This is a genomic window from Nocardia asiatica NBRC 100129 (assembly GCF_000308415.1).
Classification (GTDB): Bacteria; Actinomycetota; Actinomycetes; order Mycobacteriales; family Mycobacteriaceae; genus Nocardia; species Nocardia asiatica.
In genome coordinates, this window is sequence record NZ_BAFS01000023.1 from 1 (window position 1) to 25417 (window position 25417).

At 68.6% G+C, this 25417-nt stretch carries 27 protein-coding genes and 1 pseudogene; 8 read left to right on the top strand and 20 right to left on the bottom strand.

The features are described 5' to 3' along the window. The 7 genes and pseudogenes from ON27_RS42635 to ON27_RS39620 form a co-directional block, all read right to left on the bottom strand. The coding region (locus ON27_RS42635; protein WP_444543650.1) for a WXG100-like domain-containing protein at positions 1 to 1486 on the bottom strand (1486 nt) is incomplete at its 3' end. Continuing rightward, positions 1483 to 1761 carry a hypothetical protein gene (locus ON27_RS02605; protein WP_043718748.1) on the bottom strand — a complete coding sequence of 93 codons (279 nt, stop codon included), beginning with the start codon at positions 1759 to 1761 and terminating at the stop codon, positions 1483 to 1485. The genes ON27_RS42635 and ON27_RS02605, both read right to left, overlap by 4 nt. Next, positions 1758 to 3473 (bottom strand): hypothetical protein, encoded by a 1716-nt coding sequence (locus ON27_RS02610; protein WP_157227064.1) that lies wholly within the window; start codon positions 3471 to 3473, stop codon positions 1758 to 1760. The genes ON27_RS02605 and ON27_RS02610 overlap by 4 nt, the downstream gene beginning before the upstream one ends. 86 nt (positions 3474 to 3559) lie before the next feature. Next, entirely contained in the window at positions 3560 to 3973 is a 414-nt protein-coding gene (locus ON27_RS39615; RefSeq protein ID WP_051046148.1) for a YbaB/EbfC family nucleoid-associated protein, read from the bottom strand. A 185-nt stretch (positions 3974 to 4158) separates the two neighbouring features. Beyond that, positions 4159 to 4911, bottom strand: coding sequence for a DUF427 domain-containing protein (locus ON27_RS02620; RefSeq protein ID WP_043718750.1), 753 nt, complete (start codon positions 4909 to 4911; stop codon positions 4159 to 4161). A gap of 85 nt (positions 4912 to 4996) precedes the next feature. Continuing rightward, positions 4997 to 6243 (bottom strand): annotated as a pseudogene (locus ON27_RS02625) (MFS transporter). A 259-nt stretch (positions 6244 to 6502) separates the two neighbouring features. Next, positions 6503 to 6742, bottom strand: a complete 240-nt coding sequence (locus ON27_RS39620) for a hypothetical protein (RefSeq protein ID WP_157227065.1) — start codon at positions 6740 to 6742, stop codon at positions 6503 to 6505. Here ON27_RS39620 and ON27_RS45715 point away from each other — a divergent pair. Further along, positions 6672 to 6953 carry an SbtR family transcriptional regulator gene (locus ON27_RS45715; RefSeq protein ID WP_342213726.1) on the top strand — a complete coding sequence of 94 codons (282 nt, stop codon included), beginning with the start codon at positions 6672 to 6674 and terminating at the stop codon, positions 6951 to 6953. The two genes, ON27_RS39620 and ON27_RS45715, sit on opposite strands and share 71 nt — an antisense overlap. A 10-nt stretch (positions 6954 to 6963) precedes the next feature. On the opposite strand, the gene ON27_RS02635 is transcribed toward ON27_RS45715, so the two are convergent. From ON27_RS02635 to ON27_RS02660, 6 genes are all read right to left on the bottom strand, one after another. Further along, positions 6964 to 8361 carry an FAD-binding oxidoreductase gene (locus tag ON27_RS02635; RefSeq protein ID WP_043718751.1) on the bottom strand — a complete coding sequence of 466 codons (1398 nt, stop codon included), beginning with the start codon at positions 8359 to 8361 and terminating at the stop codon, positions 6964 to 6966. A gap of 218 nt (positions 8362 to 8579) precedes the next feature. Then, positions 8580 to 9635 (bottom strand): acyl-CoA dehydrogenase family protein, encoded by a 1056-nt coding sequence (locus ON27_RS02640; RefSeq protein ID WP_043718754.1) that lies wholly within the window; start codon positions 9633 to 9635, stop codon positions 8580 to 8582. Positions 9636 to 9666: 31 nt separating this feature from the next. Continuing rightward, complete coding sequence (locus ON27_RS02645) at positions 9667 to 10698, bottom strand: acyl-CoA dehydrogenase family protein (protein WP_043718757.1); 1032 nt, start codon at positions 10696 to 10698, stop codon at positions 9667 to 9669. Further along, complete coding sequence (locus ON27_RS02650) at positions 10695 to 11837, bottom strand: acyl-CoA dehydrogenase family protein (protein WP_043718759.1); 1143 nt, start codon at positions 11835 to 11837, stop codon at positions 10695 to 10697. The genes ON27_RS02645 and ON27_RS02650 overlap by 4 nt, the downstream gene beginning before the upstream one ends. Next, positions 11837 to 12742 (bottom strand): enoyl-CoA hydratase, encoded by a 906-nt coding sequence (locus tag ON27_RS02655; RefSeq protein ID WP_051046150.1) that lies wholly within the window; start codon positions 12740 to 12742, stop codon positions 11837 to 11839. Before ON27_RS02655 ends, ON27_RS02650 begins: the two co-directional genes overlap by 1 nt. Then, positions 12742 to 14295, bottom strand: coding sequence for a FadD3 family acyl-CoA ligase (locus ON27_RS02660; RefSeq protein WP_043718762.1), 1554 nt, complete (start codon positions 14293 to 14295; stop codon positions 12742 to 12744). Before ON27_RS02660 ends, ON27_RS02655 begins: the two co-directional genes overlap by 1 nt. A gap of 75 nt (positions 14296 to 14370) precedes the next feature. On the opposite strand from ON27_RS02660, the gene ON27_RS02665 reads away from it, so the two are divergent. The 5 genes from ON27_RS02665 to ON27_RS02685 all read left to right on the top strand — a co-directional run bounded on the left by ON27_RS02665 (position 14371) and on the right by ON27_RS02685 (position 19212). Continuing rightward, complete coding sequence (locus tag ON27_RS02665; RefSeq protein WP_043718768.1) at positions 14371 to 15588, top strand: acyl-CoA dehydrogenase family protein; 1218 nt, start codon at positions 14371 to 14373, stop codon at positions 15586 to 15588. Next, positions 15585 to 16382: an SDR family oxidoreductase gene (locus ON27_RS02670; protein ID WP_043718771.1), complete on the top strand. Its 798-nt coding sequence runs from the start codon at positions 15585 to 15587 to the stop codon at positions 16380 to 16382. Before ON27_RS02665 ends, ON27_RS02670 begins: the two co-directional genes overlap by 4 nt. A gap of 243 nt (positions 16383 to 16625) precedes the next feature. Further along, positions 16626 to 17354, top strand: coding sequence for a hypothetical protein (locus ON27_RS02675; RefSeq protein ID WP_043718773.1), 729 nt, complete (start codon positions 16626 to 16628; stop codon positions 17352 to 17354). A gap of 96 nt (positions 17355 to 17450) precedes the next feature. After that, positions 17451 to 18008, top strand: a complete 558-nt coding sequence (locus ON27_RS02680) for a TetR/AcrR family transcriptional regulator (protein ID WP_245559763.1) — start codon at positions 17451 to 17453, stop codon at positions 18006 to 18008. A gap of 10 nt (positions 18009 to 18018) precedes the next feature. Then, complete coding sequence (locus tag ON27_RS02685) at positions 18019 to 19212, top strand: acetyl-CoA C-acetyltransferase (protein WP_373282725.1); 1194 nt, start codon at positions 18019 to 18021, stop codon at positions 19210 to 19212. A gap of 90 nt (positions 19213 to 19302) precedes the next feature. Here ON27_RS02685 and ON27_RS42650 read toward each other — a convergent pair whose 3' ends face one another. The 7 genes from ON27_RS42650 to ON27_RS02720 all read right to left on the bottom strand — a co-directional run bounded on the left by ON27_RS42650 (position 19303) and on the right by ON27_RS02720 (position 24062). Continuing rightward, on the bottom strand, positions 19303 to 19581 hold the full coding sequence (locus ON27_RS42650; protein ID WP_157227068.1) for a hypothetical protein: 279 nt from the start codon (positions 19579 to 19581) through the stop codon (positions 19303 to 19305). A 154-nt stretch (positions 19582 to 19735) separates the two neighbouring features. Further along, on the bottom strand, positions 19736 to 20515 hold the full coding sequence (locus ON27_RS02695) for an ESX secretion-associated protein EspG (protein ID WP_043718779.1): 780 nt from the start codon (positions 20513 to 20515) through the stop codon (positions 19736 to 19738). After that, entirely contained in the window at positions 20508 to 21797 is a 1290-nt protein-coding gene (locus tag ON27_RS02700; RefSeq protein WP_043718780.1) for a hypothetical protein, read from the bottom strand. Before ON27_RS02700 ends, ON27_RS02695 begins: the two co-directional genes overlap by 8 nt. After that, complete coding sequence (locus ON27_RS02705) at positions 21794 to 22174, bottom strand: hypothetical protein (protein WP_043718782.1); 381 nt, start codon at positions 22172 to 22174, stop codon at positions 21794 to 21796. The genes ON27_RS02700 and ON27_RS02705 overlap by 4 nt, the downstream gene beginning before the upstream one ends. A gap of 9 nt (positions 22175 to 22183) precedes the next feature. Then, on the bottom strand, positions 22184 to 22795 hold the full coding sequence (locus ON27_RS41055) for a DUF3558 domain-containing protein (RefSeq protein WP_157227069.1): 612 nt from the start codon (positions 22793 to 22795) through the stop codon (positions 22184 to 22186). 237 nt (positions 22796 to 23032) lie between these two features. Continuing rightward, entirely contained in the window at positions 23033 to 23455 is a 423-nt protein-coding gene (locus ON27_RS02715) for a DUF4254 domain-containing protein (RefSeq protein WP_043718788.1), read from the bottom strand. A 70-nt stretch (positions 23456 to 23525) separates the two neighbouring features. Then, complete coding sequence (locus ON27_RS02720) at positions 23526 to 24062, bottom strand: hypothetical protein (protein WP_063711268.1); 537 nt, start codon at positions 24060 to 24062, stop codon at positions 23526 to 23528. A gap of 258 nt (positions 24063 to 24320) precedes the next feature. Here ON27_RS02720 and ON27_RS02725 point away from each other — a divergent pair, with 258 nt between their 5' ends. Both ON27_RS02725 and ON27_RS41060 read left to right on the top strand, forming a co-directional pair. Next, complete coding sequence (locus ON27_RS02725) at positions 24321 to 25202, top strand: helix-turn-helix domain-containing protein (protein ID WP_043718791.1); 882 nt, start codon at positions 24321 to 24323, stop codon at positions 25200 to 25202. Further along, positions 25199 to 25402, top strand: a complete 204-nt coding sequence (locus ON27_RS41060) for a DUF397 domain-containing protein (protein WP_083887345.1) — start codon at positions 25199 to 25201, stop codon at positions 25400 to 25402. The genes ON27_RS02725 and ON27_RS41060 overlap by 4 nt, the downstream gene beginning before the upstream one ends. Positions 25403 to 25417: the final 15 nt, after the last annotated feature.

The window sequence follows — 25417 nt, forward strand, 5'->3', positions numbered from 1 at the left end:
CGGGTTCGTTGGGTTTCGGTGTGGTGGGTTCGGGTTCGTTGGGCTTGGGTGTGGTGGGTTCGGGTTCGTTGGGTTTCGGTGTGGTGGGTTCGGGTTCGTTGGGTTTCGGTGTGGTGGGTTCGGGTTCGTTGGGTTTCGGTGTGGTGGGTTCGGGTTCGTTGGGTTTCGGTGTGGTGGGTTCGGGTTCGTTGGGTTTCGGTGTGGTGGGTTCGGGTTCGTTGGGCTTGGGTGTGGTGGGTTCGGGTTCGTTGGGTTTCGGTGTGGGGCGTTCGGGTGTGTCCGGTGGGCGGACGGGTGTTTCGGGTGGCCGCGTGGGTGTTTCGGGTGGGCGGACGGGTGTGTCCGGTGGGCGGACGTGTGTGTCGGGCGGTGGCGGGTTCCCGCCCGGGGGCGCGGTCGGTGCGGGCGGGTTCTCGTCGCTAGCCGCCCTGGGTGCGGGATCGTTGCCACCGGAAGGCGGGGGCGACGGATCTGGGGTCGGTTGGGACCCGGACCGGTTCGCGGGCTCGGGGCGGGTAGTTACGGGACGGGGCGGCAACGGCTGGGCGAAGATGGTGGCGGAACCGACGAAGCCGCCGACGAATCCCGTGATCAACGCGGTTTGCAGCTCCTGGCCGTTCGGGATGTGCCCGGTCAGCGGTATCTGCGCTACCACGCCGCCGACCGTGCCGGCGACGCCACCCACCCCGCCGATCAGCACACCGCTGGTGATGTGGGCGCCGTACCGCACCAGATTCGACTGAGATCTCTCGGTGGCCTTGCCGATCACCCGGTTGATGCCGGGAGCGAAGCGGGAGGCGAAACGTGCTCCCAGGGCTCCGCCCGCACCACCGATGATGGCGGCATCTCGGACATCGTCCCACTCGATCTTGTCGCGGTGATGCAGCACTTCCTTCTGCCACCATTGAGCGCCGCCGTGCACGAGTGCGCCGGTGCCCGCGCCGATCGCGGCGCCGATCGCGGTTGCCTTGGCCAGCGGGATACCCGCGCGCTGTACCGCGCATTGGGCTCCGACCCCTTTGATGCTGAGCAGCCGTTGCCGTCCTGCGGCTGCCCAGCTCGCCTCCGCCGCGGCCCGGTCCTGGGCGGCCTTGATGACGCCGGGCGCCATCAGGGCGGCATCCAGTGCCAGTTGTGCCAGCAGGGCGAATCCGGTGCCGATGACCAGCAATTTGTTGAACTCGATGTCGTTGGCGCCCTTGTAGCACTGTTCGGCCATCGAGTCGGCGTATGCGGCTTGATTGCGGAGGTCGTCGCCGAGTTGCAGATTCCGGTCTGTCTTGGCATCGCTCGTCGTGCCGGCGATCGCTGCCCGCTCCGACGACGCGGCGACGTCGTGCCGCTCGGCGAGCGCCCTGCAATTCTCGGCCGTTTCCGACCATTGGTCGCCGAGACGGCGTGCGGCGTCCTCGTCGCCGACGGGAAAATGCCCTGCGACGCAGGTGACCAACCAGTCGGGGAATTCCTCCGGGATTTGCAGGGTCATGGTGCGGCTTCCGGTGACAGGACCGGTTCCGCCGGGACGTCCGCAGCGCCGGAGTCACCGGCGACCGACTCCGCGACGAATGCGCGCCGCGCCGCCTCGATCATGTCGTGCGTGACGTCCGGATGCGCGAGCGCGATGGTGATCAAGGCCGCGTCCGTGTCCGGGCCCAATCCCACGTGCATCCGCAAGGGCCTGCCCGCGACCGCTGCCGCCAGCTCGGTCTCGAACGTAGTGTGCTGCCGGTCGTCGGCGGTCCGGCCACCGCCTGAGTTCACGGCAGCGCCGTCCAGGTCTTCCTCGCGGTCTCGACCAGCAATCGGTGCAAGACCTTCGCGGGTGGCCCTGCTTCGGGACCGTTGAGTTGGACCTCGGTGAACGCGTCGGCCAATGCCATGCCCGGATCGAAACGGCCGTTGTGGAACGCGTAACCGCTCAGCTGAGCTCGCCATTGCTCGTAATCCGAGGTGGACGAGGCCGCCGGCAGTTCGCGGGTACCTGTGCCGCGGGTTCTGGTGAACTCGGCGATCAGCGTGTCGTGGGCCGACTCCCTCGCGCGGAACCCACCGGCGACATCCAGCGCGTGCCCGAGTTCACGTACCATTGTCGAATAGACCGGACGCCGGTCCGAGCTGCGTGCGAGGTTTCCCGATTCGGTTGCCGTGCGGACAAACTCGGCGAAGGCGCCCGGATTGCGAGCGAGCACTGTGTCGAGCACGATCCGGCGCGTGTAGGGCTCAGGACCCGCTCTTCCCGCGACCCAGTCCCACTCCAGGCGGGTGGCCGCGTCGCGGGACTCCATGATCGCGATCTGGCGCAAGTCGAGGTAGGGGTATTGCGTGAGGACGTCGTCGATCGCCGCCGCCAGTTCGCGGATCGCGTAACCGTCGACGCCGGGATCGTCGAAGCCGACGAGTTGCAGGTCATGGCGCTGGGCCAGTTCTCGCGCGATCCGAACTGGGTCGTCAGCGGCCATGCCATCGACCGCCCAGGGGTGACGCGCGCCGGATTTGGACTCGGCGCCGAATGCTTTCCCGGCCACCTTGGCCGCGGGCCGGGCAGCCTGCTGATCGGGGAATTGGGGCGAAGGCATGCGCGGAGAGACGTTCGGTGTGGGCGCCGCTACTCGCGGTGGAGTGCTGGGAGGCGCCGATATCTGTGGGCTCGCGGCCTTCGGCGCGGGCGTGTTCGACGAAGGCGCGGTCCCAGAGGAACCCCTCGACCATGGAGTGCTTGCCTTCTTGCGGTTCGTCGCCGGATCTCCGGTGGCGTCCGCTCGCGCAGGAGTGGCCGCCGGACCGGTAGAGCGCGTGTTCACCGGTGCTGTGGCCGGCGGTGGGAACCGGGAATCGTCGCTGTTGCCGCGCTCGGGCGGGAAGGCGCCGAATGGATCGCCCAGTCCGGGACTGCTGTTGGGGAGTTGGTTGGCTGGGGCGTTCGGTTGACTCGGTTGGGCTGATCGAGCGGGAGATGAGAGCGGTGCGGAATCGCTCGGAATATCGGTCCCATTCGACGGGGAGGACGCGCGCCGGCTATCGGAGCTGGGTGCGGCGTCCGGCCCGGCCGTCGGCGGTGCGGACTCGGGCGTGGCGCTCATGGTGATCGGACTCTGCGAACTGGGCGGGATCGCATGAAGCGGCATGGTGAGATCCGGGTTCGGGCTTTCTTGCGCCGACGGGTCGGCGGCCTTGATCCGGCGAACACCGTCGAGATCCTGCTGATCGAAGTCGTCGACCAAGCCTGCGACGATCTTGCCCTCTTCGCGCAGGCTCTCCACCGTCTTGGTCAGACTCGCGACGCCTTTCTCCGCGTCCGGAAGATAGGTGCGCTCGAATGCTTTGCCCGCGGGATCGTCTCCCCAGCAGTCGCCTTCCCGCTCGATCGCGGCCTTCAGCTCGTTCAGTACGCGTTGAGCATCCGCACCGATGTCCTCGAATTCCGGAACCAGTGCCCGAAGCCGTTCCTGATCGACCCGCAACGACTGCGCCACACACGCCTCCTCACGCCTGCCTGCGGCGAATTCTCGCTCGTCCGACGCCTGCTCCCGGGTGGGCAACGCGTTCGTCGGCCCGCTGTCTAGTTGTCGATGGATTCCGGCGTCGCACGCCAGCTCGGTGCCCCGGACACCATGTCGGGTAGGTCGGGCATGGCGTCGGCTGCGTCCTTGATCGCGGCGATCAGCGCGTCGCGCTCCGACTGCGCCTGCCGCGCCGCCGCCTGCGCCGCTTCGGTGATCGATAGGCCCAGGCGTTCCGCAGTCCCCCGGGTCGCGGCCGCCGCCAAACGCACCTCCGTGACCACCCCCGCGCTGTCCACCGTCACTTCCGCCAGCTCGTCCGCCGAGGAGGCTCGCACCCGCAAGGTCTCCAGGTTTTCCCGCACTTCGGTGAGCTGAGCCTGTTGCCGCTCGTAGATGTCCAGGATGTAGTGGACTTGGCTGCGCAGTCCGCTGTTGGCCGACCGCAGGCCGTCCCGTTCCCATCGATCCACGGGCGGCTCCCTGGTGTGTGTTCTCATCGGTCGGCGCACACGCCGCCGAAGCGCGGGAATCCGCTCGCTGGTCGACGGACGCGTCGCGTCAGCTAATTATCGGAACAGTGGAGCTCTGCTGGACAGGAGGATTCCCCGTGTTGGGAATGCGGGGCGTGGTCGCTGGAAAGCGGCGGTGCTTTCGTTCAGCTGAACGGTGATCGGGGACGTTCCTGGAGGTCGCCGTCCACGTAGATGTCGACCTTCTCGTTGTAGAAGCACACCAGCCCGGCGACCTTCTGGCTCTCCGGAAGCGGAGTGCGGTAGCCCCATACGTAGTCGGGGTACTCCTTGCCTGCTACGCGGACGGTCCAATAGTCGGCGGTGCCTTTGTACGGGCAGCTGGTGTGCGTGGCCGACGGATGCAGCAAGTCCATGCGGACATCGGTCATCGGGAGGTAGTACCGCGCGGGCAGACCCGTTTCGAAGAGGATGCGCGGCGCTCGCGAGTCGGCGACGGTGACGCCGTCGATCTCCACCCGCACATGCCGTGAACTGGCCAGGATGTCGACGCGCGAGTACGGGTCACGGGGATGGACGTAGATCGGTTCGTCTTCCTCGAACCACTCGTCCATCGCGTTCCACTCCAGCCGCACCAGATCGCGCAATGCGGTCAGCGGCGAGTCGTGGTATCGCAGCGCCGCCCCGCCCGCCGTGGTGCCGTCGACCATGACGTCGTAGACGGTCGCGTCGCCGCGGCTGGTGGAGTGCTGGGTATGCCCGTTCGGCTCGAGCTTCGCGCGCACATCCGCGACCGGCAGATAGTAGGACGGGTAGTGCGGGTTCTCCCAGACGAGCACCGGCCGCGCGCTGTCGGCCACCAGGTGTCCGCCCAGGTAGACGCGTACCCGCTTCTGGCTGGTCTCGACGCTGACGCGGCCCCGCTTCGCTTCGGTCATATCTGTCGACCGTACTCCTCGCACCGGCGCGCGCACGGGCGGAATCGGCGCAGGCGGCCACGCTCGCGGCTGCGTGTGGTGCGGCTCAGTCGTCGCCGAGCGTGACGGCCTGGGCTTCCTCGACGCTGTGCGGTGCGGGATCGTGCTGGTCGAGGTGGACGAGGGCGGTGCGCCCCGCCAGCAGGACGGCGACCGCGGCGGCGGTGCACGCCGCGCCGACCCAGAACGGCAGCGAGATGCTGTGTTACCGAGTTTGCCCGCGAGGTAGGGCGCGGCGGCGCCGCCCGCGAAACGGACGAAGCTGTACGCCGCCGACGCGGTGGATCGCTCCACCGGCGCCGAGGCCATTACGGCCTCGGTGATCAGCGTGTTGTTCACGCCGAGGAACAGGCCCGCCAGCACGGTGCCGATGATCAGCACCGGCTTGTGCCCGGCGAACGCGGCCATCGCCGCCAGATCCGCCGCGAACAGCCCCAGTGCGAGCCCCATCATCGGCAGTGAACCGAATCGGCGCTGCAACGGGGGAGCCAGGAACACCGACGCGACGGCCAGCAGCACGCCCCAGCCGCAGAAGATGAAGCCGATCGCGTAGGTGCCCAGGTCCAGCGGGAACGGTGTGTAGGCGAGCAGGGTGAAGAAGCCGAAGTTGTACAGCAGGGCGGTGCTGCTCACGATCAGCAGTCCGCGGTGGCGCAACGCGCGGAAGGGCGCGGCGATCGAAGTGCGGTGCGTCGGCTTCGGGCCTTCCGGCAGCAGGACGACGATGCTGACCAGCGCGACGGCCATCAGCACCGAGACGCCGAAGAACGGCCCGCGCCAGCTGATTCCGCCCAGCAGGCCGCCGAGCAGCGGACCGGTCGCGATGCCGATGCCCAGCGCCGCCTCGTAAAGGATGATCGCGCGAGCCACCCCGCCGCTGGCCGCGCCCACGATGGTGGCCAGCGCCGTGGCGATGAACAGGGCGTTGCCCAGACCCCAGCCCGCGCGGAAGCCGACGATCTGCCCCACCGTGCCGGACATACCCGCCAGCGCCGCGAACACGATGATGATCGCCAAGCCGGCCACCAGTGTCTTCTTGGCGCCGAACCGGCTGGACACCACGCCGGTGATCAGCATGGCCACGCCCGTCACCAGCATGTAGCTGGTGAACAGCAGCGACACCTGGGAAGGCGAAGCGTGCAGCTGTTCGCCGATCGGTTTGAGGATGGGATCGACCAAGCCGATGCCCATGAACGCGATCACGCTCGCGAACGCGACCGCCCAGACGGCCTTCGGTTGCTTGCTGTCGTCGGCGGCCGGTGCGGCGGCGCGGGTGGGAGCCGAAGTGCTCATCGATGTCCCCTCGATATCGGATCGGGCTGTGGTGTAGCCGTTTTCAGGGCCTCCAGCAGGTCGTGTAATTCGGCGTCCAGCCGAGTCGGGCGTTCGGTGTCGAAGCCGGGGAGATGTCCGCCGAGCACGCGGCGGCGGATGCCAGAATATTATTACATAGGCTAACTATCTACCTGTGCTGAAGTCGGCCTCACGATTCGGCCCGGTGGTCCGGCGAGCGGTGTGGTCCGGGGGCCATCGCACCGTTGTGCAGGGGAAGCTATGCCGTTTCCTCATTTCCCCCACCCACGCCGACCTCAACGAGGCAGCCGCCGAGCAGCGCTTCGCCGAGATCGAGCAGTTCGCCCGCACCGAATGCCTGCGAGCCGAACCCGGTGCGGGGCTGGCCCGCTATCTGCACCACGTCGGCGCGGTGCTGGCGGCCGATCGTGGACTCTCGGCGGCGATCGAGGCGGGCGCGGCAGTCGTCGGGCAGCGAACCGAGAGGCGCATCCCGCACCGGACTGGAGGCCGCGATCGGCGAACTCCTCGAGCGGGACCGCGCCGCGGGCACGTTGCGCGACGACTGCGCAGTGGCGGACGTCTACCTGATCGTGGGCGCGATGTCCGCGACCATCCGCGCTGGTAGCGGCGACTGGCGTCGACTCGTGGACATCGTGCTCGACGGCCTGCGCCCGCGGGACGGCGAGGCGGCCCGCGAACGAAGCTGATCCGCCCCGGTCAGCCGGGGACGATGTTGGCGTTGCGGTGGAAGACGTTGCCCGGGTCGTAACGTGACTTGATCTCGGCCAACTTCGCGTACTTGGCGCCTCCGTAGGATTCGCGGACCCGGTCGTGCTCCGCGTCGGCCATGAAGTTCACGTAGCCGCCGCGGTTGGACGCCATGGGCAGCAGCGCTTCCCACGTCCTGCGCACCCACTCCCGGTCGAGGGCGAGTGTCTCGGCGTCGGGAGTGATCGCGGTGATATTGCACCCGTAGTGCGGAGTGCGCGCGCCGCCGAAAGCGGTGTCGGACTCGCCGACAGTGCTGAACGCCCCGTTGAGCGGGAAGATCGGCATGAACGACAGCGGAGCGGTCTTCTCGGCGGCGTTCGCGGAGAGCACCGCGATGATGTCGTTCGAGAAATCGTCCAGGTCGAGCGCCTTCTCGTACCCGTGGTTGCCCCACGGCGCCGCTGCATCGAGCATCCGCTGCAACTCGGTATACGGCATCGGGCTGAGGAATTCGAACAGCGGCGGCATCGCGTCCCGGATGGGCGCCACCGCGGCGGCGTGCTCCTCCGCGGTGCCGAAACCCACGACGATCAGGGCATGGCCCGCTCGGCCGTGGTATCGCTCCGGGACGAAAGGCGCGGGCGGCGCCGACATCGCCAGCGCTATCAGCGCTCCCGACCGGCGCGGCAGAGTGGGAATGAATTCGCGAATCAGCCGGAGTGCGGCGGTACCGTCCGGCATGTCCCAGAACAACAGGCCCAGATGTACTTCCGGCCCGACGCGATGCAGGCGATACTCGAATTCGGTGACGACGCCGAAGTTCCCGCCGCCCCCGCGTAGCGCCCAGAACAAATCCGCGTTCTCGGTCTCCGACGCCCGCACCACCTGACCGTCGGCGAGCACCACCTGCGCCGAGACGAGATTGTCGATGGCCAGCCCGGCCATCCGGGTCAGCCAGCCCATGCCGCCGCCGAGGGTGAGGCCGCCGACGCCGGTGTCGCTGATCACCCCGCCGGTCACCGCCAGCCCGTGCGCCTGGGTCGCGGCGTCCAGGTCGGCCACCGTCGCGCCGCCGCCGACGCGGGCGCGCTCGGTCTCCGGTTCCACCGCGACGCCGTTCAGCGCGCCGAGGTTGATCATCAGGCCGCCCTCGCCGACCGCGGCACCGCTGTAGGAGTGGGCGCCGCCGCGAACGGATATCTCCAGCCCGCGGTCCTTGGCGAAGGCCAGCGCCGCGGCCACGTCACGGGGCGACAGGCACTGGGCGATCACCGCGGGGCGCCTATCGATGTCCGCGTTCCAGACCGCGCGGGCCTGGTCGTAACCGACGTCAGCGGGGCCGTAGACCGGCCCGTCCATGGTGGACCGCAATACCTCGAGATCGGAATTCACTGTTCGCGTCATGGCATCCTCCCGGCTGGTAGGCCCCGACGACTTGTTGGGAGACGAGCCGGCATCTCGACTCGCTACGGCACCGATCCCGACCTGCGGTGCCACTCGAAAACGCACCCCCCGACCGTGCTGAGTGTGGCGCGTGTCACATCATAGTTCATCGTGTCCGGCCCCGGCGGATTCCAGGACAGGGCGCACCGCCGATCCGAGCGGTGCGCCGCTGCCCCGGCTCACGCGGGCTGTGTTGCCGGACGGTGGGCGGCGCCGAACAGCTGAGCGTCTCCGTGGGCGCGCTTGAAGAACAGATGCGCGTCGTGTTCCCAGGTGATCGCGATGCCGCCGTGCAGCTGAACGGTCTCGGCCGCGATCGCGGTGAGCGCCTCCGAGCAGTGCACCCGGGCGACCCAGACGTCCTCGGCGGCCGACGGGCGGTTCGCCGCCACCGCCGCGGTGGCCGCGACGGACGCGGACCTGGCCGACTCCAGCAGCACGTACATGTCCGCCATGCGGTGCTTGAGCGCCTGGAAGCTGCCGATCACCCGGCCGAACTGCACGCGGGACTTGGCATAGTCCACCGTCATCTCGAGGCAGCGGTCCGCCGCGCCGACCTGCTCGGCGGCCAGCGCTGCCCACGCGATCTCCCGCAGCCGGGCTGTGGCCGCCGCCGGGTCGCCCGAGCCGAGCCGCCGCGCGGGCACGCCCGCGAAGCCGACTTCGGCCAGTTTGCGGGTGGGGTCCATGGTGGGCGTGGAACGCCGGGTGACGCCCGGCGCGGTGGGCTCGATCTCGAACAGACCGGTCGGGGTGACCACGACGAAGGTGTCCGCCGACATCCCGTCGAGCACGTAATGCGCGGTTCCGGTGAGCGCGCCGTCGCTCTCGCGCACGCCCGGCTCGTCCCAGCCGCGCTCGCCCGCCCAGCAGACCGCGACCGTGCGCGCGCCCTCCGCCACTTCGGGCAGCAGTCGCGCGCACGCCTGCTCATCACCGGACAGCAGTAGGGCCTGGCCGCCGAGGACGGCGGAGCCGAGCATCGGCACCCCGGCCAGGGTGCGGCCCAATTCGCCCATTACGAGCGAGGATTCGACCTGGTTCGCCCCGAAGCCGCCGTATTCCTCGGGGACCGCCAGCGCGGCGACGCCGACCTGCTCGCACAGCAGCCGCCACAGCGCCGGGTCGTAGCCGAGTTCGGTGTCCATCGCCGCACGCACCGCCGCCGATCCCGCGTGCTTGGTCAGCAGCGCCCGGACCGAAGCGAGGAATTCCTGGTGTTCGGCGGTGCTCATGCGATGCCCTCCTGCGCGGGCCGTGCGATGCTCATGCGATGCCCCGCTCGGCGCGATCCCGGTCGGTGTCCTCGCGCAGCGCCGCCGCGACCCGGGAGCGGTGCAGATCCGGCGTGCCCCACGCCGAACGCAGTGCGGTCACCTTGGTCAGCCACAGCGAGAGGTCGTACTCGGCGGTGTAGCCGATCGCGCCGTGCACCTGGAGAGCGGCGCGAGCAGCCCGATAAGCCGCGTCGCCGCAGGCGATCACCGCCGCCGAGACATCCCGGCCGCGGGTGGGGCCGGTCATGGTCAGCGCTGCCCGGTACAGCAGTGGCTCGGCCAGATCCAGGGCGATCAGCACGTCCGCGAGCTTCTGCTTCACGGCCTGGAACTCCCCGATCGGCTTGCCGAACTGCTTGCGCTGCTTGGCGTATTCGGTCGACGCGTGCAGCAGTGCCCTTCCCGCACCGAGCAGCTGGGCCGCGCAGGCCAGCGCGCCGGTGTCGAATCCGGCGGCCCCGGCCGCGCGGACCTGCTCGCCCTCGGCGACGCTTTCGCCCGCCGTGACCGCGAACAGGCGGCGTGCGGGATCGACCGACCGCACCAGACCGGCGCGGTGCGCGGTGGCCAGCTGGTTCGCATCGGCCAGCAGGACCACCTCGGCGGTGTCGGCGTCCAGCGCGACGCCGCCGAGGCCGGGCGCGGCGAAGGCCACGGTGCCCAGCGCCGCGCCCTCCGCGAAGCCGGGCAGCCATCGCGCGGCCGGCTCCTGGTCCGGAAACGCTTGCAGCAGAGCCGGAATCGCCGCGGCGGTCTCCACCAGCGGTCCCGGCACGGCTGCCCGGCCGATCTCCTGGAACGCCACGACCAGGTCGATCGGCTCGGCGCCGATGCCGCCGTGCTGCTCGGCGACGGCCAGACCGAGCACACCGGCCTCGGCCAGCTGCCGGATCAGCGCGCGGCCGGGCCCGCTGTCGCCCGAGGCCCACGCGCGCACGGCGGCGGGTGTGCGCCCCGCCTCCAGCAGCTTGCGCAGGCTGACGCCGAAATCGAGTTGTTCGGGGCTGAGCGCGAATCTCATCGGCTGCTTCCTCTCGGTAGTCCGAGCAGCCGCTCGGCGATGATGTTGCGCTGGATCTCGTTGGTGCCCGCGTAGATCGGGCCGGACAGGGCGAACAGGTAGCCGTCGGTCCACGGTCCGGAACGCTCCGCCGACGCGCCGAGCACCTCGAGCGCGGTCTCGTGCACGGCGATGTCGAGCTCGGACCAGAACACCTTGGTGATCGAGGATTCCGCGCCCAGCTTGCCGCCCTCGTTCAACCGCGTGACCGTGCCGAAGGTGTGCAGCCGGTAGGCCTCGCTGCCGATCCAGGCATCCACCACCGCGTCGCGCTGCGTGGTGTTGCCCTCGTCGCCCGTCTCCCGCCACAGATCGATCAGCCGCTGCGCGGTGGCGCTGAACCGGCCGGGGCTGCGCAGCGAGAGGCCGCGTTCGTTGCTGGACGTGCTCATCGCCACGCGCCAGCCTTCGCCGGGTGCGCCGATCACGTCGCGGTCGGGCACGAACACGTCGTCGAGGAAGATCTCCGCGAAACCGGGTTCGCCGTCCAGCTGCGGGATCGGGCGCACCGACACGCCGTCGGCGGTCAACGGGAACATCACGTAGGTGAGGCCTTTGTGCCGCTCGGCCTCGGGGTCGCTGCGGAACAGGCCGAAGGCCCAGTCGGCGAAGGCGGCGCGCGAACTCCACGTCTTCTGGCCGCTGAGCACCCAGCCGCCGTTGGTGCGCCGGGCGGTCGAGCGGATACCGGCGAGGTCGCTGCCCGCTTCCGGCTCCGACCACGCCTGCGCCCAGATGTCGTCGCCGCGCGCCATCCGCGGCATGATCCGCTCCAGCTGCTCGGGCGTGCCGTGTTCGAACAGCGTGGGCGCCAGCAGGAAGATGCCGTTCTGGCTGACCCGCCCCGGCGCGCCCGCGGCGTAGTACTCCTGCTCGAACAGCACCCACTCCAGCAGGGATGCGTCGCGCCCGCCGAACTCCCGCGGCCAGGAGACCACCGAGAGCCGGGCATCGGCGAGGGTGCGTTCCCACGCGCGGTGCGCTTCGAATCCCGCTTTCGTGTCCATCGAGGGCAGCGGTTTCGCGGGTTTGTTCGCGGCCAGGAATTCGCGGACCTCCCGCTGGAATTCCTGGGTCGCCTGGTCGAGATCCAGATCCACTACGTCGTTCCGTTCTGTTCTGCGGTGCTCGCGGAGGCCTTCATCGACTTGGCGTTCATGCCGCCGAGCGAGTCCGCGCCGACTTCGGCGTTGTGCGCGTGCGCGAAGTGGTGCAGGCCGAAGACCGAGTCCATGCCCGACCGCATGCCCATCAGGTCCTCGGCCTGGTTGACCGCCTTCTTCGTCAGCGCGAGACCGAATTGCGGCATGGTGGCGATCTTCTCGGCCAGCGCCAGCGTCTCGGACTCCAGTTCGGCGCGCGGCACCACCCGGTTGACCATGCCCCACTCCTTGGCCTGCGCCGCGCCGAACCGGTCGCCGGTGAAGAGGAACTCCTTGGCCGCGCGCGGGCCCATCACCCACGGGTGCGCGAAGTACTCGACGCCCGGGATACCCATGCGCACCACCGGATCGGAGAAGAACGCGTCGTCGGAGGCGATGATCAGATCGCACACCCAGGCCAGCATGAGCCCGCCCGCGATGCAGGCGCCCTGCACCATCGCGATGGTCGGTTTGGGAATCTCCCGCCAGCGCCTGCACATGCCGAGGTAGACCTCGAGTTCCCGGGCGAAGCGCTGATCGCCGCCGACCCGGTCCACGTGGTCCCACCAAAGCGCGGCCTTGTTCTGGTACCGCACGTGGTGGTCGCGGCCGGGCGTGCCGATATCGTGCCCGGCGCTGAAGTGCTTTCCGTTGCCCGCCAGCACGATCACCCCGACCTCGGGGTCCTCCACGGCGCGCTCGAACGCCGCGTCGAGCGCGTAGGTCATCACCGAGTTCTGCGCGTTGCGGTAGTCCGGCCGGTTGAGCGTGACGATCGCGACGCGTCCGCGCCGCTCGTAGGTGACGACCGAACCTTCGTCCGGGATCGCCGGGCCCTGGTCCGGGTTTGCCGGTTCCGACATTACGACTTCTCCTCACGTAGTTGACGCTTGAGCACTTTCCCGGCGGCGCTGTAGGGCAGCTGATCGCGGAATTCGACGAAGCGCGGCACCTTGAAGTTGGCCAGCACGGTGCCGGCGTGGGCGAGCACCTGCTCCTCGGTGAGGGCCGAGCCGGGCTTGCGCACTACGTACGCCTTGCCCACCTCGCCCATCCTGGTGTCGGGCACGCCGACCACCGCCGACTCCGCCACACCGTCCAGCCGGGCCAGCGCCTGTTCGACCTCGGCGGGATAGACGTTGAAGCCGCCGCAGATGTACATGTCCTTGAGCCGGTCGGTGATCTTCAGGTACCCGCGGTCGTCGACCGTGCCGATGTCGCCGGTGTGCAGCCAGCCCTCGGCGTCGATCGTCTCCGCGGTGCTGTCCGGATCGTCCAGGTACCCGAGCATCACGTTCGGCCCGCGCAGCAGGACCTCGCCCGCCTCGCCGATGCGCAGTTCGAAGTCCGCGATCGGCCTGCCGCAGGTGTTCGCGATGGTCTCGGCGTCGTCGTCGACGCGGCACATGGTGCCGAAACCGGCGCTTTCGGACAGGCCGTAGGCGGTGATCACGACGTCGAAGGCCAGTTCCGAGCGCATCCGCTCGATCAGCACCACCGGCACCGTCGCCGCGCCGGTGACGGCCACCCGCAGCGAACTCAGGTCGAACTCGTTGCGGCTGGGGAAGTCCAGGATGGTCTGGTAGATGGTCGGCGGCCCAGGTAGCACGGTGACCTGCTCCGCGCCGATCAGCCGCATCGTCTCCGGCACGTCGAAGGTGGCCTGCGGGATGATCGTGGCGCCGGCGACCAGGCAGGCGAGGATGCCCGCCTTGTAACCGAAGTTGTGGAAGAACGGGTTCACCACCAGGTATCGGTCGTCGCCGCGCAAGGTGGCGCACTCGACCCAGGCGCGCACCACCGACAGCGCCTGCCGGTGCGCGACCAGGGTGCCCTTGCTGCGGCCGGTGGTGCCGGAGGTGAACAGGATGTCCGACAGGTCCTCCGGGCGCACCGACTCGGCGCGTTGCTCGGCGTCCGCCACGGTCACCGGGGCGGCGACGGTCGCCAGTTCCGACCAGTCCAGCGCGGCGATGTCGGTGTTCTCCGTGCCCGGCTCGGCCGGGATCACCACCACCGTGTCGATGGCCAGCTCCGGCGCGGCTGTGCGCAGTTCGGCGAGCCGGTCGCGGCCGAGGAAGGGGCCGGCGATGAACAGCGCCTTCGCGTGCACCCGCCCGAGCACATCGGCGGCCTCGTCGGCCACGTAGCGGGTGTTCAGCGGCACCAGGGCCGCGCCCGCGTAGTGCGCGGCCAGCGCGGCGATCACCCAGTGGTGGGTATTGGGCGCCCACATGGCCACGCGGTCGCCCGTCCGCACGCCGCGCGCGATGAGCGCCCGCGCCACTTCCTGGACCGCCTCGAGCAGTCCGGCCCAGTCCAACCGGACCTCGCCGTCGGCGATCGCGGGGGCGTCGCCGAAGGTCCGAGCGGCGTGGTGCAGTGCCATCGGGGTCGTCTGTGCAGCGGTTTTCACGGTTTTCCTTACCGTCGGCGAGTCACTTATGCGAGTGCTCTACAAAGCAAGTGCTTGGTAGGTTATCCTACCGGCGTGGGTGCGATCCAGACCTCAGAATCCGACACCGCCGCTCCGGACGGGCGGTTTTCCGCCGCGGGGGACGAGCGCTTCGCCGCCGACGTGCGCGAGTGGCTGGAGGAGAACCTCAACGGCGAATTCCGCGAGTTGCGCGGCCTCGGCGGTCCCGGCCGCGAACACGAGGCCTTCGACGAGCGCCTGGCCTGGGACCGGCACCTGGCCGCGGCGGGGTGGACCTGCCTCGGCTGGCCCAAGGAGTACGGCGGCCGCGCGGCCACGGTGCGCCAGCAGGTGATCTTCCACGAGGAGTACGCCAAGGCGAACGCGCCCGCGCGGGTGTCGCACGTCGGCGAGGAACTGCTCGGCCCCACCTTGCTCGCCTTCGGCACGCAGGCTCAGAAAGACCGGTTCCTGCCCGGCATCCGCACGGTCGGCGAGCTGTGGTGTCAGGGCTATTCGGAACCGGGCGCCGGCTCCGATCTGGCCGCGATCACCACCGCGGCCCACCTGGACGGCGACGAGTGGTCGATCAACGGGCAGAAGATCTGGACCTCGCTGGCCCACGTGGCGGACTGGTGCTTCGTCGTCGCCCGCACCGAGCGCGGTTCCGTCCGGCACAAGGGCCTGTCCTACCTGCTGGTTCCGATGAAGCAGCCGGGCGTCGACGTGCGCCCGATCATCCAGCTGACCGGCACGTCGGAGTTCAACGAAGTCTTCTTCGACAACGCCCGCACCGCGGCCGACCTGGTGGTCGGCGAGCCGGGCGACGGGTGGCGCATCGCCATGGGCACGCTCACCTTCGAGCGCGGCATCTCCACCCTGGGCCAGCAGATCCGTTTCGCCCGCGAGCTGGCCGACATCGAGGCGCTGGCCCGCCGCACCGGCGCGGCCGACGACCCGCTGATCGCCGACCGGATCGACCGGGCCTGGGTCGGGCTGCGCGTGCTGCGCGCGCACGCCATGCGCACGATGGAGGGCGCGGGCGTGGACGACGGAGCGGGCCAGGCCTCGGTGGCGAAACTGCTGTGGGCCAACTGGCATCGCGGGCTCGGCGAGCTGGCGATGGCGGTGCTCGGCGCCCGCGGCCTGGTGGCGGGCGAGGACGATCTCGACGAATGGCAGCGGCTGTATCTGTTCACCCGCGCCGACACCATCTACGGAGGTTCGAACGAAGTGCAGCGCAACATCATCGCCGAGCGCGTGCTCGGCCTGCCGCGCGAGGCCCGCCCGTGACCGGCCCGCTGTCGGTCGCCCCCGAGCCCGTGGCCGGGCACGGCCTGCTGACCGGGCGCACCGCCGTGATCACCGCGGCCGCGGGCACCGGCATCGGCTCGGCCACCGCGCGCAGGCTGCTGGCCGAGGGCGCCGACGTGGTGGTCTCCGACTGGCACGAGCGCAGGCTGGCGGAGACCGCGACCGAGCTGGCCGCCGAGTTCCCGGACCGGCGGGTCGCCTCGATCGCGTGTGACGTGCAGAGCACCGAGCAGGTGAACGCCCTGGTGCGCGGCGCTGCCGAGGCCGTCGGCCGGATCGACGTCATGGTGAACAACGCCGGGCTCGGCGGCGAGACGCCCGTGGTCGACATGACCGACGACCAGTGGGACCGCGTTCTCGACATCACCCTCAACGGCACCTTCCGCTGCACCCGCGCCGCGCTCGGCTATTTCCGCGCGGCGGGCCACGGTGGCGTCATCGTGAACAACGCCAGCGTGCTCGGCTGGCGCGCGCAGTACGGCCAGGCGCACTATGCCGCCGCGAAGGCGGGCGTGATGGCCCTGACCAGGTGCAGTGCGGTCGAGGCCGCCGAACTCGGCGTCCGGATCAACGCGGTGGCGCCCAGCATCGCCAGGCACGCCTTCCTGGACAAGGTCAGCTCGACCGAGTTGCTGGACCGGCTCTCGGAACGGGAGGCGTTCGGCCGCGCGGCCGAGCCGTGGGAGGTCGCCGCGACGATCGCCATGCTGGCCAGCGACTACACCACCTACCTGACCGGCGAGGTGGTCTCGATCAGCAGCCAGCGCGCCTGAGCCGCACCGCTTCCGGGATCGTCCGCTGCGCGGCGGGCGGACGAGCCCACCTGGCGACCGCCGAGCAGCCGCTTGTTCGGATCTTCGAGACGGACTTCGCGCGCCCTATTGCGATCGCCTTCTCGCATCGCGCACACCGCCCGAAATGGGCGGCTGATCAGCTGAAAAAGCGCGAGCAGGAGGGCGCCGAGGTGTGCCATGCTGGATGAGATCTGATCGGCGCTCTCCAAGGGGGCGATGGCTATGGGCCTGGATCGCCCACCTGCCCGCGAACAACTGGAACTCGACGTCGTGCGCGAAGTCGTGCTGGCCCGGCGACGCCTGGACAGCCTCGTACTCTCGGCGCTCACCCTCGGCGCCGAGCTCATCGAGCACACCTCGGTACGCACGGTCGCCACGGCCGCCGTGCGCATTCTCGAGCAGCACGCCGTCGACGAGGGCGAGGTCGCCCGCGACCCGCGCGGCGCGCTACGGGCCGATCTGGCGCGCGACCGCGACCGCGCCCATCGCATCGGCCTCAGGGCCGAGGGCGCCGACGCCGAACAGGAGCGGCGCAGGCAGCGCCGGACGGCTCTGCTGTGCGAGGTGCGCGCCGACTTGCTCGCGGTGGTGGCGAAATGCCGGAAATTCCGCTTCGACCGCGTGACTTTCGCCGACGAGATCGCGCAGGGACTGTGCGCGGCCACCGACAAACTGGTGATCGGCGCCGATATGGACACCTACCACGCTTGGCAGCGTGGCATGGTGCTCAAGCTGATCGAGGAACCGGTGCGGGGCGGGCCGCCGCGGGTGATGGCCACGGTGGACGCGGGCCCGGACCGCGGTCAACTCACCGTCGAGTGGGACAGCTGCGAACGTCGTCTCGCGCTCGTCGCGCGGATGGCGCGGGCGGGGGTCTCGCCCGTCGTCATCTGTGATCGCTTGCTCGCCGACCTTTCGGTCTCCTCGCCGCTGCGGTACTCGGCCCGTTGAGCGAGACCACTCGACCAAGCAAATGCTTGGTTGTATGATGGCCCTGTGACCGCACCAGACGCCTCGAAATCAGCACGGCGCAGCGAGTTGCTCGCCATGGCGGCCGAATTGTTCGCCGAGCGGGGATTACGCGCCACCACAGTGCGTGACATCGCCGACGCGGCGGGAATCCTCTCGGGGAGCCTCTATCACCACTTCGACTCCAAAGAGTCGATGGTGGACGAGATCCTGCGCGGATTCCTCGACGACCTGTTCGGCCGCTACCGCGAGATCGTCGCCTCCGGTCTGAGTTCGCGAGACACCTTGGAAGCCTTGGTGCTCGCGTCCTACGAGTCGTTCGACCGCTGGCACGCCGCGGTGGCGATCTACCAGGCCGAGGCGAAGCGGCTGCGCGCCTCGGAACGGTTCGGCTACATCGCCGACTACAACCGCGAATTCCGCGAGCTGTGGCACCGGGTGCTCACCAATGGCGTCCAGGACGGCAGCTTCCGTGCGGAACTCGACGTCGAACTGGCCTACCGCTTCCTGCGCGACACAGTGTGGGTAGCGGTGCGGTGGTACCAGCCGGGCGGCCCCATCACCGTCGAGAACCTCGCCAAGCAGTACCTGACCATCGTGCTCGACGGGCTCACCGCCGGCGAGCGCACCACGTAGGAGTCCTTACATGTCAGCACCTTCCACGTCCCGCCGTCCGTATGCCCCGCTGCGGGACGCCTACGTGATCGATGCGGTACGCACACCGGTCGGCAAGCGCGGCGGTGCGCTGGCGGCCGTGCACCCGGCCGACTTGGGCGCGGCCGCACTGCGCGGCCTCTTGGACCGCAGCCCGATCGACCCGGGCGTCGTGGACGACGTCATCGTCGGTTGCGTCGACAACGTCGGCCCGCAGGCCGGCAACATCGGGCGCACCATGTGGCTCACCGCCGGATACCCCGAAGAGGTCCCCGGCGTCACGGTGGACCGGCAGTGCGGATCCAGCCAGCAGGCCATCAATTTCGGCGCCCAGGCCATCATGAGCGGCACCGCCGAGGTGATCGTCGCGGGCGGCGTGCAGAACATGAGCGCGATCCCGATCTCCGCGGCCATGTTCGCGGGCCGGGAATACGGCTTCGAGTCCCCGTTCGTCGGCGCCCAGGGCTGGGACCACCGCTATGGCACCGGTGAGGTGACGCAGTTCCGCGCGGCCCAGCTGATCGCCGAGAAGTGGGGCATCAGCAGGGAAGAGATGGAGCGCTGGGCGCTGCGCAGCCACGAGCGGGCCCGCGACGCGATCAAGAACGGCCGCTTCGACAACGAGATCGTGCCGGTCGGCGACTTCGGGATCGACCAGGGTCCGCGCGAGACCAGCCTGGAGAAAATGGCGTCACTGCCGCCGCTGGCCGAGGGCAGCCCGCTGACCGCCGCTGTGGCCAGCCAGATCTCCGACGGCGCCAGCGCCACCCTGCTCGCATCGGAGTGGGCGGTGCGGGAATACGGCCTGACCCCGCGAGCGCGCATCCACCACGTGAGCGCGCGCGGCGCGGACCCGATCTTCATGCTCACCGCGCCGATTCCGGCGACCAGGTGGGCGCTGGAGAAGACCGGTCTCACCATCGACGACATGGACGTCATCGAGATCAACGAGGCATTCGCGCCCGTGGTGCTGGCCTGGCTGAAGGAGACCGGGGCCGACCCGGAACGCGTCAACGTCAACGGCGGCGCGATCGCGCTGGGCCACCCGCTCGGGGCCACCGGCGCGAAGCTCTTCGCGACCTTGCTCAACGAGCTCGAGCGAGTGGAAGGCCGCTACGGCCTGCTCACCATCTGCGAGGGCGGCGGCACCGCGAACGCGACCATCATCGAGCGCCTGCCTCGCTGACCGGCGGCGAGCGGCACGTCGGGAGATCGAGTCGCCCGACGCGCCGCTCGGATGCGCGTCGCCGGCCTCGGCGGCGCGGACGAACCCGGTTCAGTCGGACTGCGCCTCGCCGTCTTCGCCTTTACCCTTTCCCTTGCCTTTCCCTTTTCCTTTGCCCTTCCCTTTTCCTTTTCCTTTTCCCTTGCCTTCGCCGTCGTCGGCGTTACTCGCGTCGGAGGATTGTTCCTGCGATTCGTCTTGCGCTAGATATGCGACCGGCCCGCCGCCGATCGTCTCGCTCGCGGCAGGCTGCGCGACGAGTCCCACGGTCAACGCGCCCGCGGCGACCGCCGCCACCGCCACGGCGGATCGAACGGATGACTTTCCCACTACCAACCCTCCCTGGTGCTCGGTTTCGTTGGTGGAGCAGCGCGAAACTAACACCGGGTATAAGGCCCACTGCCGGGCTCGCCGCGTGCGATCAGCGTCGTGACGAGGTCGACATCCCGCTGTGACGCACCCGGCGAATGTACGAATTCGTCGGTTATCGCTGTGAGCGCAGATACTCGTCGTGTTCGCGGTCCTCGCGGTAATAGCGCTGGGTCAGAACGGCGAGGCGGTTGATCTCGGCGGCCATGGCGGCGGGCTCCAAGGGCTTGGCGACGATGGGGTCGCCGGTTTTGACGTAGTAGCGGCCGTCGGCGTAGTCCATCCACCAGAACCCGCGCCCGAAGCCCGGCCGGGCATCGACGGCCGGGCCCGCGAGCACGGTGATCTCGCCGAGGCCGAGGCGTTCGCGTTTGAACACCCGGTCCAGCTGCGCGACGATACCGACCTCGTACGGCTTGCGGACGTGCCTTTCCCGGTCGGCGGTCACCTCTTCGCGGCGCACTTCGATCGGGGGGTGAGTGCCCGCGGGCATCTTGGGCAGCGCGGCGACGGCCTTCGCGGCGACTCGTTGGGCGGCGCAGTAACTCACGATCACGTCACCGCCGGTGTCCGGCGCCGTACCGGGAAGCTGGACCAGGGTGGCGCCGATCTGCCCGCGCACGGCACCGTGGAAACGGAAGACGATCGACATGTCCGGTCCGCCCATCCCTTTGGACTCGACCCGAACCTCCGGCTCCAGCAATACGTCGAGCGCCCGTTCCAGATCGACGGCATATCGTCCGAGTAGTGCGTCGACCGCTTCCTCACGCTGACGCTTCAGGTCGGCGAAATCCATCTCTTCCGGCCGATATCGCAGCGGGTAGGGCAGGCGGTCGCGACCATAGGCGGCCCAGAGGATCTCGAATTCTTGCCCGGTGAATCGCCAGTCAGCCATTCGGGTTGTCTCCGATGACCGGAGGAACCGATTTCGGCAACGAGTCCAGACCGGTGAGTTCCTCGCCGTTGTGCTGATTGACCAGGTAGTCCTTGACCCCGGAGGTCTCCCGCTCGTCGTCCTTGCCGCGAGCCCCCATTCCCGGGGCGATGCCGGACGTGCCTGCCGCGCCGGTTCGAGCTGCCGGGCCGGCCGTGGCCGTGGCGGCGGGCACCGCGCTCGGTTGCTGCGGACCGACCGGGATATTGCCGCCGGGGGCGGGAGTTCCGGTGGTGTGCGGGGTGCCGGGGGCGCCGAGACGGCGGGGACTGTTCGGGCTCGTCACACCGGGGCGGCCCGGCGCGGTCGGAGCGGCGGCGGTGGGGGCCGGACTCGGTGTATTGGCGCTGCTCGGCGTTGTCGAGGTGGTCGGCTGCACGCTGGTCGGCTGGTCCACACTCGCCGGGGTGACCGCTTGCGGTGTGGTGGCGGCCGGGTCGGTCCCGGGCGATTGCTGCGGGTCGCCGTCCGATTGTTCCGTGGACTCCGGTTGCGCGCCCTCCGGGCTGACGGACTCGGACGTTGCCTGCGGAGCCGGGGAATTCGACGTACCAGGCGACGACGTACCTGGCTGCGGCCCGGAATCCGCCACGATCTGTGGAGCAGTGGGAAGGACGGGCACACCATGGTCGGTCTGGTTGGCGACTTGCCCGTACACCGTGCGCAGGACCCGCCGCGCTTCCTGCGTGGCCTCCTCTTCGGTGTAATCGCCCGCCTTCATGACGCCGTCCTGAGGCAACGTCTTACCCACAAGGTCCGGGCGCTCGGTGGCCTGCGGCATCAACGCCTGGGTCTGCTCGAGGCCGGTGTGCATCTCGGAGAGTTTGAAACTCACCAGGGCGGCGGCATCAGCCAGATTCCCCGACTGATTGCGATAGTTCGTCACCGCGTCAGCGGCCGCCTTGCCCGATTGCCCCGTCCAGCCCGGATTGGTGCCGTCACCGGTCACCGTGCGGCCGAACTGCTCGTTGAACGCCTGAATCGCGCCGGTCAGGTTCATCCCGATGTTCAGCCACGCCTCGGACGCCTCCCGCACCGTCCCCGGCCGCATCGCGTTCACGGCCTCGACCATCTGCGCCAACGTCATACTGTCGTAGTTGTCCGGCCCCGGAATTCGCGGCGGCTCGTATTCCCCCTGGAACGCCGTGCCCAACCGATCGGTGAAGTCGTAGATCGTGTCGCGCTCCCGATTCCACTGCTCCTGCGCGGCGATGATCCGCTCCCGGTACTCCTCGTAGGTCATGGTCGAGCGTCCAGACCGGTGAACTGATCGGCTCTGGTCCGGTCCAGTTCTACGAAGTTCGCAATAGCTTTGGCGACAACTTCTTTCGCGATCTTCACCGCATCGATGTGCTGCATGAGGACGGCGTCCAGGGATTGGGCTGTTCCGCTCGACTTCAGTCTGAACTTCTCTTGCAACGCAACCCCCGACGGAAACGGCCCGAACCCGGTAACCTCGATGATCCGGTCGGTCATCCGCATGATGCCATCCAGACGATCGAGGTAGTTGTCGCAAGCTGTATCCAGGCCACGGCCGACATCCGGATGCAGCATCAGCTCACCAGCGTTCGCTTGGTCCAGCAGCCTGCGCCATTCCGCTGGATCGACCCCTATGGCCATCGCCTCTCCTCAGTTCGTCGGCAGGTACCGCACCAGGTCGTCGGCGTGACGACCTGCCTCCTGGCACGGCTCGCCTTGTTTTCCGATCGAATAGCGCGTCGTCACCTTGAAAATGACCGTTCCACGCGCATTTTCGACCGCGACGCTGCATTTGAGCCGCTTGCTATCACCGACGTCCAGATATTGCAGGGCGCGGTGCGGACCGACCGTCAAGGAAGTAAACGATTCCTTGTCCTGACGTTGACGAACCTCGTCCAGAACAAAAGCTCCGGACAGGACACCGAGGTCGTACCATCGCGCTGCGGCCTGCCAGCCACAAACCTTCCACCCGGTGAAGTCGACTCCGGCAACGTCTCTCTCCTTAGTCGCCTGATTGAGACCGGTTCCGGAGATTGCTGATTCCGGCAACGTGCACGGATCCCACAAAGCGGCTTCGGGGTCACCCGACTTTGATGCCGATGAGGAGGGCGAGGCCACGGCAGTGGTCGTAGTTGTCGTTGGCGTATCAGTGGCGTCATCGCATCCGGCGACAGTGAAAGCGGCAGCGAACGTGAGCACGGCACCGCGCAGAACCTTTCCCCAGCTCGTCATCGGTACCTCACCGCCGGTGCCGTAACGCATCGACGGGGGTCGGACCGGCTTCTCCGCCCCCTGCAAGCTGGCATCGACGCTACTGCCCGGTCCCCACCGGTGCAATAAGCTCGGGGCTGATCAGCACTTCCGGATCGTGAAGTTGTGCACCGCACCTCACCTGCCACGATCGTGTGCGACGGTGACGGTCTCACGCCCGCAGCGCAGGCAGCTCCGCGCGAGTTGGGCGGCTCGGGACCGCCCGCACGAGGTCGACCCGATGTCGCGCTACGGCCCGCCGGGTAGGCGGCGTTGTCCGGTGCCCACTTCGTCCGTCAGGTCGTCGTAGCCGACGGCCAGTTCTGCCAGTCGCTCCCATGCGTCGCCGAGAGACCATGTGGAGCCGCTGGCGAGTGCGGCATAGGCACAGGCGGTGTACTGGGCGAGGCGGTCGACCACCGAGCCGACGGTTTCGGTGTGCACTCGTGCCGCGCCGAGGGATGGCCGTAGTCGGGCGGTGACCCACCGGTCGATATCGCGGACCAGGCGGGCGCGGCATTGATCGATCGATGCGGCTTGTTCCGGTCCTGCGGAGAGGCGGCGTTCGTGCAGTGCCGCGAGGTCCCGCGCCGCACTCAGTATGGGGTGGTCGTCGTGGGCCTCGCCACGGCAGGCGGCCAGAAGTCGGTGTTTCGTGGGGAAGGGCTCCATCTGGGTCACCGCGCTTCGCCGGTTCCGGTGCGGCGAATCAGGGAGAGCGTGTGATGGCGGGATGGAAAGCTCACGCCGTCAAACCTTTTCGTCCATCTTCTTCGGTGTCTCCTGTGGAGGACTGGGGACGCGGTCGGCGCAGATGCGGCGCGGACGTATCCCGCGTCAGGTGGCGGATGGATGCGACGATCAACTGTCCGGAGGCGCGGTATGCGCCGCGCGGGGGCTCGATCCACTGGCGGAAGCGGGCGCACTTGTCGGCAGGGGAGGGGAGCGCGATCTCGCCGCCCGCCCGCACCACGGAGACATCCAAACGGAACATCTCCGCCAACAGGCTGTCGTCGTTGGGCAGATCCGGTCGCACCAAATAGCTCCAGCGACGCGAGCGCGGGTGCGACATGATCGGCCCTATGCCGTGCCCACGGCGTTGCAGGTCGCCCTTTACGAGCTGTCCTAAGTGGGCCGGCATCATCAGCGCCCAGACGATTCCGGCCCGGACGACGATGCGGCCCAATTGGGGTGGGTCGACGATCGCGGGCAGACCGCACACCTGCCGGTAGTACTGGCAGCGGGACACAGGCGTGTTCCCGAACTCCGATTGGTTCATTTCCAGACCTCTTCGCGAGTCGGTGAGCTAGGGTGCGCCCAGCCCTGGAAGTCGGCAGAACCCAGGAGCGGGGGGGCGTGGTGGGAATCGGGGGTGGCCCCCCTCTGGGCGCGGAGTCAGCAAAACACCTTTGACCTGCGCGTAGTCAGAAGTTTGGGTTTCCCAGACCAACTCGGCCGAAGGTCCAGAGCAAATCCCGTGCCGGGTTGCAGCCGTCACCCAGTACGGGTCGAATTCGCAAGAGGGAAGGGGACTACTGTGACCGATACCGGCTCGACCCTGCCGAGGCGCCAGCTCGGGCGCTATCTGCGGGAGGCGCGGACGGCGCTGAATATATCGCTGGAACGGTTGGCGGGGATGACCGATCTGAGTTCATCGGTATTGCAGCGCTTGGAGAAGGGGGAAGCGACGCGACTGAAAATCCGTGACATCGAGGCCATCTGCGCGGTACTGGAAATATCGGATCAGATGACCTCCGCGATGGTCGGATTACTGCGGCTGGGCGCAGAGAAGAGCTGGTGGCATGAATACGGTGACCTGATACATGCAACCTTCGACGTGTATGTCGGGCTGGAGACAGCTGCGCGGAAGCTGACCATGTACCAGCCGTCACTGGTGCCAGGCTTGCTTCAAACGGTCGACTACGCACGAGTACTCATCCAGAAGGCGAACGTGGACGAGACCAGTGCGGAGCACGATCGGCGGACGGAACTCCGAACGAAGCGACAGACCCTTGTCACAAGGCGGTACCAGCCGCTCACGCTCGAGGTTGTACTTCATGAGTCAGCTTTGCGCACGATGGTGGGCGGACACTCTGTTCTGGAGGGTCAGCTTCGGCATCTGGCGGAGGTCGGCAAGCTGCCGAACGTCTCGATCCGTGTCCTCCCATTCTCGGCTGCGGCCCCCGTGGGGCATCCCGTTGGGCAGTTCGCCATCTTGGAGTTCGGGGTGGACGCCAAAGGTAAGGCTATCGAGCCGCCGATCGTCTACCTCGAAACCTTCACCGCGTGTATGTATTTGGAGAGGGCCAGCGATGTCCAGCGTTACTATCGAGTGCACGACAGTCTCCAGCAAGCATCGCTGGACGAGGCAGCCAGCAGGGGCTTGATCAGGCAAGTACTGAAGGAGTTATCAGCATGAGTGCTGACCTATCCCGAGTCGTGTGGTTCAAGAGCAGCCACAGCGGCACACAGGCTGACTGCGTCGAAGTCGCTTTCCTGAATGGCGGGCAAGTCGGCGTGCGAGACTCCAAAAACCCCACCGGCTCCGCGCTCGTATTCGCACCCAGCGAGTGGGACGCCTTCACCGCGGCAATCCAGTCAGGGGAGTTCGCTTCATAGCAAGCTCGAATGGAT

Bases quoted from the DNA above. Each gene is read 5' to 3' on its own strand.
- ON27_RS02705 (WP_043718782.1), bottom strand. From the start codon at position 22,174: ATGGCCATAGGGGTCGATCCAGCGGAATGGCGCAGGCTGCTGGACCAA.
- ON27_RS02680 (WP_245559763.1), top strand. From the start codon at position 17,451: ATGGCGGCCGAATTGTTCGCCGAGCGGGGATTACGCGCCACCACAGTG.
- ON27_RS02695 (WP_043718779.1), bottom strand. From the start codon at position 20,515: ATGGCTGACTGGCGATTCACCGGGCAAGAATTCGAGATCCTCTGGGCC.
- ON27_RS02640 (WP_043718754.1), bottom strand. From the start codon at position 9,635: ATGAGCACCGCCGAACACCAGGAATTCCTCGCTTCGGTCCGGGCGCTG.
- ON27_RS02645 (WP_043718757.1), bottom strand. From the start codon at position 10,698: ATGAGATTCGCGCTCAGCCCCGAACAACTCGATTTCGGCGTCAGCCTG.
- ON27_RS02720 (WP_063711268.1), bottom strand. From the start codon at position 24,062: ATGAACCAATCGGAGTTCGGGAACACGCCTGTGTCCCGCTGCCAGTAC.
- ON27_RS41060 (WP_083887345.1), top strand. From the start codon at position 25,199: ATGAGTGCTGACCTATCCCGAGTCGTGTGGTTCAAGAGCAGCCACAGC.
- ON27_RS02715 (WP_043718788.1), bottom strand. From the start codon at position 23,455: ATGGAGCCCTTCCCCACGAAACACCGACTTCTGGCCGCCTGCCGTGGC.
- ON27_RS02655 (WP_051046150.1), bottom strand. From the start codon at position 12,742: ATGTCGGAACCGGCAAACCCGGACCAGGGCCCGGCGATCCCGGACGAA.
- ON27_RS02700 (WP_043718780.1), bottom strand. From the start codon at position 21,797: ATGACCTACGAGGAGTACCGGGAGCGGATCATCGCCGCGCAGGAGCAG.
- ON27_RS02675 (WP_043718773.1), top strand. From the start codon at position 16,626: ATGGGCCTGGATCGCCCACCTGCCCGCGAACAACTGGAACTCGACGTC.
- ON27_RS02685 (WP_373282725.1), top strand. From the start codon at position 18,019: ATGTCAGCACCTTCCACGTCCCGCCGTCCGTATGCCCCGCTGCGGGAC.
- ON27_RS02635 (WP_043718751.1), bottom strand. From the start codon at position 8,361: ATGACGCGAACAGTGAATTCCGATCTCGAGGTATTGCGGTCCACCATG.
- ON27_RS41055 (WP_157227069.1), bottom strand. From the start codon at position 22,795: ATGCGTTACGGCACCGGCGGTGAGGTACCGATGACGAGCTGGGGAAAG.
- ON27_RS02620 (WP_043718750.1), bottom strand. From the start codon at position 4,911: ATGACCGAAGCGAAGCGGGGCCGCGTCAGCGTCGAGACCAGCCAGAAG.